This window comes from Tannerella forsythia (assembly GCF_001006485.1).
Classification (GTDB): Bacteria; Bacteroidota; Bacteroidia; order Bacteroidales; family Tannerellaceae; genus Tannerella; species Tannerella forsythia.
The window spans coordinates 24,770-37,648 of sequence record NZ_JUET01000113.1 but is presented as its reverse complement, the minus strand read 5'-3'; the positions used below and the strand labels follow the sequence as shown (position 1 = coordinate 37,648).

Here is a 12,879-nt window from a genome sequence, read left to right as displayed (position 1 = left end):
AGCCCGAATTCTTACAAAATTATCTCGATGAATTCTGTTATAAGTTTAATCGAAGATACTGGGGAGAAGCCCTCTTTGGAAGATTGCTCGTAGCTTGCGTAACCTATAAAAATGAGTTTAGGTATAAATACGGATAATCATAAAAAGTTTATTTTGAACAATAATTCCATTTGATGCAGCGTTTCTACATAAAGTTGCATCATGCAAGTAAAAGCATAAAAAATGAAGGCATTGTTATTATCTTTTTTTGCTGTGATTTTGTGTTATGCTCTGTTTTTCGACAGAGAAGAGCCGCTAACTCCCGTGGATGAGATGAACTATACGATCCCTACGGAAGCTCGCGAACAGATCCATCTGTCGGATTCTACCGTGTATTATGCGAAATGTATCAATCCCCTATTTTGAGACCTCTGCAAAAGTGACTACATAATGCGTTTTTATCGATATTCGCATTAACGATGGTGCCTCGCTTGACAATCACGCCTTTTATTTCCAACTGACAGCTGATTTCGTTCAGAACCGTATCATTCCAAATTATGCGATAGGGATTTTGGGGTTTAGATTTATGGGGGTAATCCCATCGTCCGATGAACCATTTTCGGCGTTTTTTAGTAAGTGCTATTTTTAGTTTGAGCGTATCGCCTGCCCTTTCAAAATATGCACCAAAAGCAAAGTTCGGTAACGCAGTGTGGAACGTGTTTTTTTTTCGTTTTTTCTTGAAGAACAAAGAGTCGGAACAGAGACATTAAATCATAGGCTATCATCGAAAAAATCAAGGCGGCTTCGGTTGCAATTGCTGCTGTCTCTCATTGGTTATTATTTAATCGGCGGATCGTTTATGTGCCTTTTAGTATCCTCCGGTATGCTTGTTTACTTTATTCAGATGCATCCAAATAAGTCTTTGAATAATAAAATAATAGGAATTGTTAGTGCATTTAGTATGGAGATATATCTTTCGCATATGGCAATTTTTCAACTAATAAAGAAAATACATATTAACGAACTACTCGGAAATGGATGGATCCAATACATAATGACTGTTTGGGTGGTTTTGTGCGGCTCGATGATATTTTCAATGATTGTGAGATGGGTTTTTACACAGGTTAAAAATAAAATGCATCAATAAAGAGGTTTGTTCGGAAGATGTTTTTATATATTTGATAATTAAATCAATAAAAAATTATTCATCTGCGGCAGTAATACGTGCGGCTTACAAAAGGATCGGTTTTATTGTTTTTTTAACATGTTTATTGCAATATATTCCCTATCTTTGGACTACTGATCTTTTAAAATATTCACCCAAATTAAATGACAATTATGTTTAACAAAAAAATTGAAACGGCAATCAACGATCAAATCAATGCCGAATTATGGTCGGCCTATTTGTATTTGTCTATGTCGGCTTATTGCTACGACAACGGATATAACGGAGTCGCTAACTGGTATCAGGTACAATTCAAAGAAGAGCAGGATCACGCTATGATTCTGTTTAACTATGTCATCTCACGCGGCGGACGCGTTACTCTTAAACCGATTGAGGCCGTTCCGACCCAATGGGACTCGTTGCTGAATTCGTTCGAGGAAACGTTAAAACACGAGCGGATTGTGACCGGTCTGATCAACGACTTGTATACGTTGGCACTGCAAGAATCCGATTATGCTACCCAAAGCATGTTGAAGTGGTTTATCGACGAGCAGGTAGAAGAAGAGGAAACGGCTCTGGATATCATCAATAACCTGAAGATGATAAAAGACAACGGATACGGACTGTATATGCTCGACAAGGAGCTGTCGGGACGTACGTATAAAACGGCTGCTCCCCTCACAAAATCGGGGGAATAAATTCCGTTTGCAGATGAGTCGATCTGGAGAGCATACGAAAGGATTTCGTCTCTTGCCGGCAGAAAAAAGAGGGTGTGTCAAAGCGTAATGTTTGGGCACACCCTCTTCAGGTGTGTAAGAAGGGGCAAAATTTCGGGACGCTATGGATGAAGGTTCGGGAGCATACGGCTAGTATGCCCCCAAACTTTCATCTCACGAACAATGAGATGTTTGAAAGGTTGTGACACCTTGTCTCTCGATCTGGAAAAATATGAGAAACACCGTTACAAAAGGCTGAAAGCTACCGTAAGACCTGCCATGACAATAGCTACCATCGACATCAGTTTGATCAGAATATTCAGCGATGGCCCCGATGTATCCTTGAACGGATCGCCTACCGTATCGCCTACTACCGTCGCTTTATGCGCCTCGGAGCCTTTGCCTCCGTGATGACCTTCCTCGATGTATTTCTTGGCATTGTCCCAGGCGCCTCCTGCGTTAGCCATGAAAACGGCCAGCACAAATCCGGCACCCAATCCGCCGACTAACAATCCCATAACTCCGGCTACCCCGAAGATGATCCCGACAAGTACCGGTGCGATAATAGCCAATATTGACGGGAACAGCATCTCACGCTGTGCCCCCTGTGTCGAAATCGCCACGCAACGCGCATAGTCGGGCGTTGCCTCTCCGGTCAGGATGCCTTTGATCTCACGGAACTGACGCCGTACTTCTTCCACCATCTTGCGAGCCGCACGACCGACCGCGTTCATCGTCAGGCCGCAAAAGAGGAAGGCCATCATCGAACCGATAAAGACTCCGATCAGGACTTTCGGGTTCATCAGATCGACCTGATAATACGCCATAAAGTCGGGGATGGTCGCTCGTGTTACTTCTACCGTGCGTCCGGCGATATCGATCGTCGTCGTGCCGATATGCTGCAATCCCATCTTCACCTCCTCGATATACGAAGCCAGCAAGGCCAGCGCCGTCAGCGCCGCCGATCCGATCGCGAATCCTTTGCCTGTTGCCGCCGTCGTATTACCGAGCGCATCGAGCACGTCGGTACGTTGGCGCACATGCGGTTCGAGTTTGCTCATCTCGGCATTTCCTCCCGCATTGTCGGCGATGGGTCCGTAAGCGTCGGTTGCCAGCGTAATACCCAAGGTCGATAACATCCCGACGGCGGCAATGCCGATGCCATAGAGTCCCAGGCTGAGGTTCCCGGCCGTCAGCAGATTGGCCGTATCGAAGCCCGTGGCGCAGAGAAAAGCCAGAATAATGGCGCAGGTGATGGTGAGGACGGGGATCGCCGTCGAAACCATGCCGATGCCCAAGCCCGAAATGATGACGGTGGCCGGGCCTGAGTTCGAACTGTGAGCGATCGATTGCGTCGGCTTATGCGAGTGAGACGTATAATACTCGGTCGACTGTCCGATAATCACCCCGGCGATCAATCCTACAACGACTGAGCACGAAATTCCGAACCAGTTGGGCATTTGCAGCAGATACAAAATGCCGAAAGCAGCTACGGCAATCAGTACCGAGCTCAGGTTTACTCCTGTGCCGAGCGATTTGAGCAACTGCTGCATGCCTGCTCCCTCTTTCGTCCGGACCGTATAAATACCGACAATCGAGAGCAAAATACCGGCGGCGGCGATCAGCATCGGAGCAAGTACGGCTTTCGCCTGCAGGTCTGCACCGTCGTAAAACGCCGATGCTCCGAGTGCGGCCGTTGCAAGGATCGAGCCGCAGTACGATTCGTATAAGTCGGCGCCCATACCGGCCACATCGCCCACGTTATCGCCCACGTTATCGGCGATTGTCGCCGGGTTGCGCGGGTCATCTTCGGGGATACCCGCTTCGACCTTGCCCACCAGATCGGCGCCCACATCGGCCGCTTTGGTGTAAATGCCTCCGCCCACACGGGCAAACAGCGCCTGTGTCGATGCACCCATGCCGAAGGTCAGCATCGTCGTGGTGATGATCACCAACTTCTGTGCGCCGGTGGTGTCGATAAAATAATCAAGAACCAGATACCAGAGCGAGATGTCCAGCAGTCCGAGGCCGACTACGACCAACCCCATCACCGCTCCCGACCGGAATGCGAGCTTCAGCCCTTCGTTCAGCGAATTACGGGCTGCGTTAGCCGTCCGGGCCGAGGCGTATGTCGCCGTTTTCATGCCGATAAATCCCGCCAGACCGGAAAAAAATCCGCCGGTAAGAAAGGCAAAAGGCACCCAGGGGTTCTGCACATTAAAACCATACGCCAATATGGCGAAGAATAGAGCGAGAACAATGAAAACCACTGTCACGACTTTGTACTGTTGTTTAAGGTAAGCCATTGCTCCTTTTCGTACATGTGCGGCGATCTCCCGCATCGTTTCCGTTCCTTCGCTGGCTTTGCGCATTTGTTTGTAGAAAAGACCGGCAAACAGAAGCGCTAATACGGAGGCCAGAGGGACAAACCAAAATAGAGTTTCCATGATTTATGATATTAATGTAAATTAAATTTTACAAATATAGAAATTATCTTCTTGTAAATGCAAATATTATGTGTTAAAAACAAGAGATATTTACAATTCTATCCTTTATGGAGTTTTGGAGGGCAATTTACCCCAAATTACGCGATACACTGTTGGGCGTTTACCATTACGTTAATAATGTACGTACGAATGTACGACAAGGGTTACGTCAGGCTTACAGCCCTCCGCCGAGACGCGATGCCTTTTTTTCCAACGCTTCGCATTGGGCTGAATTAACACGCCCTTTCAGGGCTGTTTATTAATGGTTAATTGTCAATGGTTAATTGTCATGCCGGGTACATGATTCGGCGTGTAACACGCATAACCATTACCCGAAAGGGCTGCAAGCCCGATATAATCGTTAGCGGTCAGTATTCAGCAATCAGCCAACAACTCAACAATTCAACATGTCAACAACTCACCGCATCACCGCCTCTGCGGGGTTTATAAGGGCTGAAGGTCTGAATTAAATTCATTCTTATTTCTTCTATTGCCGAATGTGGGTTTAAGCAGAGAAGAGTAGGAGGGGAGCATATGTATGAGGGAGTACCCAAACATTTCGTTTGTGCACATCCTTAATATATACGGATAAAGGTTGTGTCAGCATTTTTAGTTACGACATCCGGCTCTTGTAATCTTCGTAGGTGAAAGTGCGCAGCATATTGAGTGTACCGTCTTCGCGGAGTATGGCCAGCGAAGGATGCTGAATGCCGTTGAACATCGTCGTTTTGACGGTCGTATAATGAATCATGTCTTCGAAGATCAGCGGGTCGCCGATATGCAACGGCCGGTCGAACGACCAGTCGCCCATAAAATCGCCGCTCAGACAGCTACATCCGCCGATACGGTACGTCGGTTTGCCCGGAGCGGCGTCCGTCGCATGGCGAACGGCTGGTTTATAGGGCATTTCGAGACAGTCGGGCATGTGGCACGTGAACGACGCGTCGATAACGGCCGTTTCGACGCCGTTGTTTTCGACGAAGTCGACGACCGTTGTCCGCAGAAATCCCGTTTGCCAAAAGAAGGCGCTGCCCGGCTCCATGATGATCTGCAAGTGCGGATACTTGGCTTTAAACTCGTTTAATAGTCGGAGAAGGAAATCGATATCATACCCTTTGCGGGTCATCAGATGGCCTCCGCCCATATTCAACCAGCGGACTTGCGACAACCATCGGCCGAAGCGCTGTTCGACAGCCTGCAACGTGTTTGCCAGATCTTGCGCGGACGATTCGCAGAGCGTATGAAAATGAAGTCCTTCGACACCTTCGGGAAGTTGGTCGGGCAGTTTGTCGGAGGTGATACCCATTCTCGAGCCCGGCGCACAGGGATTATACAGATCGGTAGCGACATCCGAATATTCGGGGTTGATGCGTAACCCGCACGAGATGCGACGGCCGTCGGCAACGACCATCGGGTAAAATCGCTCGAACTGTGATAACGAGTTGAACGTGATATGACTGCTGCATTTCAACAGATGCGGGAAGTCGGCTTCCGTGTAGGCCGGCGAGTACGTATGTGCCGGAGTGCCCAGCTCTTCGTAAACTAACCGGGCTTCGTACACGGAGCTGGCGGTGGCATACGGAATATATTCGCGTACGATGGGGAAAACTTTCCACATAGCAAACGCTTTCAGCGCCATAATGATTTCGATTCCGGCGCGTTCTTTCACGTCTTTGATGAGCGTCAGGTTACGTCGTAAGAGCGATTCTTCGATGACGTAACACGGCGAAGGGATGGTTTGTATATCCATTGTTTTATTTGATAACCGTTATTTTGGCATATTTTAAAAGCAGCGTGCGGCTGCCCGAATAATCGAAATGTACCGTTGCCTTGGCGTCGCCTCCTTCTCCTTCCAGCGACACGATTTTTCCTTTCCCGAAGCGTTCGTGCCGGATCGTATCGCCCACGTGCAGGCCGTTCAATGATTCGACTTGTTTCACGATCTCTGCCTCCTTGTGCTCGATACGCTTAAGGCGTGAGGGAGAGGACGTGTTTCGTGTGGGCTGCGGGGAGTAAGATGCGCGGGAACAGGCCGGTTCGTATCGTTGCGGGTCGATCGGCTGGCGGATCATGCCCGAATCGTCCGGCCGATGCAGATACGTCGGGTCGATATCGTCCAGAAAATGGCTGGGCGAGCTGGTCTGGTGCTGTCCGTTGCGGAAACGGCTCTTGGCGCAGGTAATGATACAATGGCGTTTGGCACGCGTGATGGCCACATAAAACAGCCGCCGCTCTTCTTCAATGGCGCGCAGGCTGTCCATGGCCATCGACGAGGGAAAAAGATTCTCCTCCATGCCCGCGATAATCACGTGGTCGAACTCTAACCCTTTGGCCGCGTGAACGGTCATCAGGGTGACTTTGTCGGTATCATCTTCTTTATCGCTGTCCTGATCGGTGAGGAGGGAGACCTCCATCAGGAAGTCGGCCAGCGACACGCGTTCGTTCCCTTCTTCGCGTTTGTTCTCGCAAAACTCATGAATCGCCTTCAGCAGCTCCTGCATATTTTCCTGCCGGCTGATGCCTTCGACCGAGCGGTCTTGGAAAAGTTGCGCCGCGATGCCGCTTCGTTTGATGGTAAGCTCCGCCATCTCTTTGGCCGGCAGACGCGTCGATTCCGTCATCAGCTCTTCCATCAGCGTTTGAAATTCACGGAGTTTGCGTGCCGTTCCTTCGTGGATAGGGACGGTGTAATCGGCCGGCTGCGAAAGCGCTGTCCAGACACTGACCTGATGCCGGTCGGCGGCGCTGAGCAATTTGCCGACCGTCGCGTCGCCGATGCCTCGCGCCGGATAGTTGATGATCCGTTTGAGCGCTTCCTCGTCGTGCGGGTTGACGATGACCCGGAAGTAGGCGATCAGGTCTTTGATTTCCTTGCGCTGGTAAAACGACTGTCCGCCGTAAATTTTATAGGCGATATTTCTTTTCCGGAGTGCTTCTTCAAGGATACGCGACTGCGCATTGGTGCGGTAGAGCACGGCAAAATGTTCGTAGGAGCTCCGTTCGTTCATCCGCAGTTCGAGAATCTGCGAAGCGATCAGATACCCTTCTTCATAGTCCGAATATGCCGAAAGGACGCGTATTTTGCTGCCCGGCTCGTTTTCGGAGTAGACATGCTTGGGGATTTGCCCTTTATTTTTGCGGATAAGGCTGTTGGCCGCATTGACGATGTTTTGCGTCGAACGATAGTTCCGTTCCAATTTGAACAGGCGATAGTCGGGGTACTGATCTTTGAAGCGCAGCATGTTGTCGATGTTGGCTCCGCGAAACGAGTAGATGCTCTGGGCGTCGTCGCCGACTACGCAGATGCGCCGGTGTTTCTCGCACAGGCGCGTCACGATCAGGTGTTGCGCGAAATTCGTATCCTGATACTCGTCTACCAGCACATAGCGGAACAGTTCCTGATATTTTTCCAGCACCTGCCGATGGTCGCGAAACAGCAGATTCGTCTGTAGCAGCAACTCGTCGAAATCCATCACGCCGGCCTGATGGCAGCGGCTCTGGTAGCGCCTGTAAATCTCGTGCAGCATGGGAACTTTCGACTTCGTATCGTATTCGAGCAGCTCCTTGTTTCGTTCGTATGCCTCGCCGGTGATGAGCCTGTTCTTCGCGTTCGATATGCGGCTTTGCACCATGCCCGGGCGGTAGGTCTTCTCATCGAGCTGCATCTCTTTGATGATGCTGCGGATCAGGTTCTTCGAGTCGGACGCGTCGTAGATCGTGAAATCCGGCCGGTAACCGATCGCTTTGGCCTCGCGGCGCAAGATACGGTAGAAGATGGAATGAAACGTGCCCATGCTCAGCCGACGCCCCAGCGACTCGTCCGTCAGCGTAGCGATACGGTGTTTCATCTCGCGGGCAGCCTTGTTTGTAAACGTAAGCGCCAGAATGCTGTAAGGGGCCAGTCCCTGTTCAAGCAGATGAATGATTTTGTACGTCAGGACGCGCGTCTTGCCCGAGCCCGCGCCCGCTACTACCATGGCTGGACCGTCGCAGTACAGAACGATTTCGCGCTGATTATCATTTAACTCGTCTAATATGGAATGGTTCACCTTCGTTGCTTTTGCTATTCGGTATGCAAAGATAGACCATTTCCGGCAAAAAACATGATCGCCCCGGCAAGAGCATCGTATCACCCGAACTTTCTATGGTTTACGACTCTCTTTTCATTTCGTGCCTTTGCATTGTTCTTTGCAAACTTGGCGATAAGGTAACCGCAAGGCAATGAAAAAATAATTTTTACGGTGCAAGGATATCCAGTGTCATTGCCTTATTTTTTTTTGCATAAAAAATCATTTCAGGTAAATATGCGAGGATTTATTAAAGGCGTTGCCCCTTCTACAAGCCTGTCTTTTTTTCTCTTTTTACGGAAATATTTAGGACCGTATGGGGAAAATTGTACTTTTTTGAAAAAAAAATGGCTTATTATTGTTGATAGTCAAATTTTCAAACTATATTTGAGGCCTGAAATAAAACGAAAAAATGAAATAGATTATCGCTTTATACATTATTACTTTTTAATTTACAACATTATGAACAAAACAGAATTTATTAATGCTGTTGCCGAAAAAGCCGGCTTAAGCAAAGTAGACGGGAAAAAAGCCGTTGAGGCTATGGTTAAAACGATTCAGGGCGAGATGAAGAAAGGCGAGAAAGTGTCTATCTTAGGATTTGGTTCTTTCTCTGTCGTAGAAAAGGCATCTCGCAAAGGTGTGAATCCGCAGACAAAGAAAGTGATTAACATCCCTGCTCGTAAAGTCATTAAGTTCAAGCCCGGTACTGACTTGACAAGAGTGGTGAAGTAAGTACGCTTTACTTATTCTTTGAAAAAGAAGACAATGTGTCAAAGAGGGTGTACCAAAACATTGCGTTTTGATACATCCTCTTTTCTAGTGAATAGGTCTGCTTTAGGATTAAGGTATCGCAGTTGATGGGTATTGTGACCGGTGGGTCATGATGGTTCTTCTTCTTTGATTGGATTATTCATCTTCGAGTATGACCGATGCACTTTCCACTTCACCTCCTAAGGGAGGGCTTTTTTTTGAAATCTTCAGCCGAAGTCCGGACAGTTCCGGAAAGTGTGTTTTCAATGCAGCCGAAATCCGTCCGGCTACATGCTCAAGCAATTGCGACGGAACCTCCATTTCTGTTTTTACAAGCTCATATACCTCTGCGTAGCTGATGGTGTCAGCCAGGTTGTCGGTTTGTAAAGACCGGAGATGCGACATTGAAAAAGACAGATTCACCACAAATTCTCCTCCTACACGTGTTTCCTGCGGCAAAACCCCGTGATAAGCATGGAATTTCATGCCTTGTAATTCAATTTTTCCCTTCATTCCTGTTAATTTGTCTGTAAAAATAAGCAAAAAAACTTTTTCTGAAAAGAATAATACCTATATTTGCGACAATCCAAATTTAAAAATTATGGTACGCACAAAAAATGAAGAAATACCTATTAGCAGCGGCGGAGTACATAACGTATTAGCTGCCGGAACGATTGTGACGGGAAGCATTGCCTCGGATTCTGACTTTCGCTTAGACGGACGGATCGAAGGTGATATCAATTGTAAAGGAAAAATCGTCATCGGTCCTAAAGGAAGTATCGCAGGGAACATCCTCTCGGACAATGCAGAGATATTGGGAGATGTGGAAGGTTCGATCCGTATCAAGGAGAAGCTTGTTTTTAAGTCCACCGCCATCATCAAAGGGGATATTTTTACGCAGACCCTCGAGATTGAACCGGGCGCTCATTTCAACGGAACGTGTACAATGTCCGGTAAGAATCAAACGGACGGAATGCAAGTTCCCGGAAATAAGAAAGCGAACGTCACTCCAATCAAGTGATTGTATTTGTGCGATGACTCTTTGAGAGCATCGCACGGATTTTTTGATTGAATTCGGAGGCTTGTAAAAGCTGTTCGAGCGGGATGTGTATGCGGTAACGCCAATAATGATCAGGGTCTGCCGGGAGATTGATACGCTCTTGTGAGGCGTCTTTTCGTCTCAAGTAATGGTCTATGGCCAGCCAATCCTGCAAAGGAAAGATGGTCAGTATGGAATGTGCATGCAGATGTTCGGCGATTATTCGCTCGGCTATTTCGGGGGTGCATTCCTTGGGGGGCGCTTCGGTTTCTTTTAAGACAAACTCAGCATATCGTTGCGTACGTTTTGGGTCTTCTTCCCACCATGTACGCAAAGGGCTCATATCGTGTGTCGAAGTCGTGCAGACAGAGTTGTAGGGGGCTGTTTTCAAGTCGGTGAATTCTTGCCCGAAGACTTTGGATATGCGGCCCAACTCCAGACTCAGGATGTGCAGTTCTTCCATCACTTCGTGTACGGAGTCGGGAATCATCCCCAAATCTTCTCCGCACACCAGCATTTCTGTTGTTGCAACCAAGGGACGGAGCCTGCTTAGCGCCGTCGTTTTCCAAAAGTCATGATGCCGTTCGTAAAAAAAGTAAGCATAAAGCTTGTCGAAAGCTGTTTGCTCTGTTTCCGTCAGTTCCTGATAACGGTGTGACTTCGAGGATGATATGCGCGGATGATATTTTCCCGGCTCGTATGGGTCTTCCAGAAAAAGTACCTCATTGGCTAATGCATAAAGACCGGATTGAATCTGTTGAGATACGTTATCTTCCTTCCCCTTGAAGAGTCTCTGTATTTTCCGCTGGGTATCACAAAACGGATTCAGCATCATATGTTCCGCATCCATGGGGGAGAGGTAATGGTCGATAACAACTTCCGTTTGCTCCCCGAATAACTCCGGCAGGTATTTTCGGTGAATTGCCGCTGACGTATATTCCTTTTTAAACGCTAAACCGTACGATTCTATTTCGCCGACGGTCAACGGCAATGCCGGTCGGAAGTGTCCGCATAATCCTTGTACGTAATCGAGCGGAATTTCCCAGATACGAAAGAATCCGAGAATATGATCGATACGAAAACTGTCGAAATAATCGCTCATCTTACCGAAGCGTTTCTTCCACCACGTGAACCCGTCTTCTTCCATGATCTCCCAATGATAGGTCGGGAAAGACCAGTTTTGCCCCATGGCGGAGAAATCATCGGGCGGAGCACCTGCTTGACCGTTCATATTAAAGTAGCGGGTATCCGTCCACGCCTCCACACTTGTTCGGTGAATACCGATGGGCAGATCACCTTTCAGGATGATTCCTTTCCGGCGGGCATGGTTCGATACAGCTTGAAACTGGCTATGTAAAACGTATTGCAGAAAATAGACATACGAAATTTCCGGGTACGCCGGGCTGTTTTCCGCACATAGTTTTTCAATCCGGAGCGGACTGTATATCGCGTCTTTCCCCCATTGTGAGAAATCGGCCGTATGGTATTGATCCCGTAAATAACAAAATGCTGCGTATGGAGTCAGCCATTTTCGGTTATTCTCCAGGAAACGTTTGAAATCGCAACCCGATAAAATGGCCGCACCTTCCTGTTCAAAGAAAGCGCGGCAATATGTCGTTTTATAACGTTCGACCGCTTCGTAATCGACTTCTTCCTTTTCATTCAGAGCAATCTGTTTCTTTCGGAAATAAGCCATCCGGTCCGGATCGTTGAGGGTTCCCATGCTGTATAGCGAGATATACATCGGATGCAGGGCATACATCGAGATGGCGCTGTAAGGATAAGAGTCTTTCCACGTATGCGTACAAGTCGTGTCATTCATCGGGAGCACTTGGATAACACATTGCTGTGTCTGCTCGGCCCAGTCGATCAATAATCGGAGGTCATGCAGGTCACCTACTCCGAAACTTTGTTCGGAACGTAACGAAAAAACAGGGATGACGGTCCCTGCTCCTTTCCATTCGGGCAAATCTTCACGATACGGATATTCTGAAATCACCGTGACCTCGCATGTTTCTGAGGGAGCCTCTGTGAGCACGCGGTTGTCGCCTTTCTCCCAATGACAGACGTGTTTTGTTTCATCACAGACGAAAAATTTGTACTCAAACGGAAAACGGATCTCATCGGCATTGAGGCAAACTTCCCATTCTGCAGCGCCGGACGGGCATAGGAGCTTGGCTTGCGTCGTATCCCAATGTCCCAGACATGCCTGATTGCCGGCAAGAGCGACCCGCTGATTTTTCCGCACCCGGGGATTCGGAACCCGAATGATCAAACTGCGATCAGGCTGTTCATGAATGGGTTCAGACCCGTTGTGAGCAAACAGATTCTTCGTAAACGCTGAAGTATACAATGCGATATTCGTCGGCTCTTCGCGCCAATAGTCGTACAGGCAATAACTTGCCGCTGTACGGTCGAATGCGATGCGATGCTTTCGACGCCACGGCTCGGGGGTTACTTTGCGGTCTGCATCTCTCAGGAGATAGTGATACTCGATTTCGGTCATATCGTCAGGTATTTCAAGGCGTAACGACCAATGTTCACCGTCTGCACAAGCCATTTCTTTTGCCATGACCGGCTCGTTACAGCCCAACTCGGGAATGGAGCCACACACGCACATTCTCTGTTTCGAGGAAGCCCGAAAGCTGATATGAAACGATATGTTCATGAGCTG

General features: G+C 48.3%; 8 protein-coding genes and 2 pseudogenes. 4 read left to right on the top strand and 6 right to left on the bottom strand.

The window, feature by feature from the left end; translation table 11 throughout:
- A pseudogene (locus tag Tanf_RS14910) lies at positions 1–137 on the top strand (IS1595 family transposase); the annotation flags it as partial.
- Between the two features lie 397 nt (positions 138–534).
- Here Tanf_RS14910 and Tanf_RS16500 read toward each other — a convergent pair.
- Positions 535–791, bottom strand: a pseudogene (locus Tanf_RS16500) (IS1380 family transposase); the annotation flags it as partial.
- A 526-nt stretch (positions 792–1,317) separates the two neighbouring features.
- On the opposite strand from Tanf_RS16500, the gene Tanf_RS10535 reads away from it, so the two are divergent.
- Positions 1,318–1,842: a ferritin gene (locus Tanf_RS10535; RefSeq protein ID WP_014225642.1), complete on the top strand. Its 525-nt coding sequence runs from the start codon at positions 1,318–1,320 to the stop codon at positions 1,840–1,842.
- A gap of 263 nt (positions 1,843–2,105) precedes the next feature.
- On the opposite strand, the gene Tanf_RS10530 is transcribed toward Tanf_RS10535, so the two are convergent.
- From Tanf_RS10530 to Tanf_RS10520, 3 genes are all read right to left on the bottom strand, one after another.
- Positions 2,106–4,307, bottom strand: coding sequence for a sodium-translocating pyrophosphatase (locus Tanf_RS10530; RefSeq protein WP_046825835.1), 2,202 nt, complete (start codon positions 4,305–4,307; stop codon positions 2,106–2,108).
- A gap of 652 nt (positions 4,308–4,959) precedes the next feature.
- Positions 4,960–6,096: a carboxynorspermidine decarboxylase gene (nspC, locus tag Tanf_RS10525; RefSeq protein ID WP_046825834.1), complete on the bottom strand. Its 1,137-nt coding sequence runs from the start codon at positions 6,094–6,096 to the stop codon at positions 4,960–4,962.
- A gap of 4 nt (positions 6,097–6,100) precedes the next feature.
- On the bottom strand, positions 6,101–8,395 hold the full coding sequence (locus Tanf_RS10520) for an ATP-dependent helicase (protein WP_046825833.1): 2,295 nt from the start codon (positions 8,393–8,395) through the stop codon (positions 6,101–6,103).
- Positions 8,396–8,650: 255 nt separating this feature from the next.
- Here Tanf_RS10520 and Tanf_RS15835 point away from each other — a divergent pair, with 255 nt between their 5' ends.
- On the top strand, positions 8,651–9,148 hold the full coding sequence (locus Tanf_RS15835) for an HU family DNA-binding protein (protein ID WP_014225647.1): 498 nt from the start codon (positions 8,651–8,653) through the stop codon (positions 9,146–9,148).
- A 174-nt stretch (positions 9,149–9,322) separates the two neighbouring features.
- Here Tanf_RS15835 and folB read toward each other — a convergent pair whose 3' ends face one another.
- On the bottom strand, positions 9,323–9,679 hold the full coding sequence (folB, locus tag Tanf_RS10510) for a dihydroneopterin aldolase (protein WP_041590867.1): 357 nt from the start codon (positions 9,677–9,679) through the stop codon (positions 9,323–9,325).
- Positions 9,680–9,767: 88 nt separating this feature from the next.
- Here folB and Tanf_RS10505 point away from each other — a divergent pair, with 88 nt between their 5' ends.
- On the top strand, positions 9,768–10,187 hold the full coding sequence (locus tag Tanf_RS10505) for a bactofilin family protein (protein WP_014225649.1): 420 nt from the start codon (positions 9,768–9,770) through the stop codon (positions 10,185–10,187).
- On the opposite strand, the gene Tanf_RS10500 is transcribed toward Tanf_RS10505, so the two are convergent.
- The gene (locus Tanf_RS10500) at positions 10,180–12,873 is read right to left on the bottom strand and encodes a 4-alpha-glucanotransferase (RefSeq protein WP_046825832.1); all 2,694 of its coding nucleotides are present in this window, start codon (positions 12,871–12,873) and stop codon (positions 10,180–10,182) included. The two genes, Tanf_RS10505 and Tanf_RS10500, sit on opposite strands and share 8 nt — an antisense overlap.
- Positions 12,874–12,879: the final 6 nt, after the last annotated feature.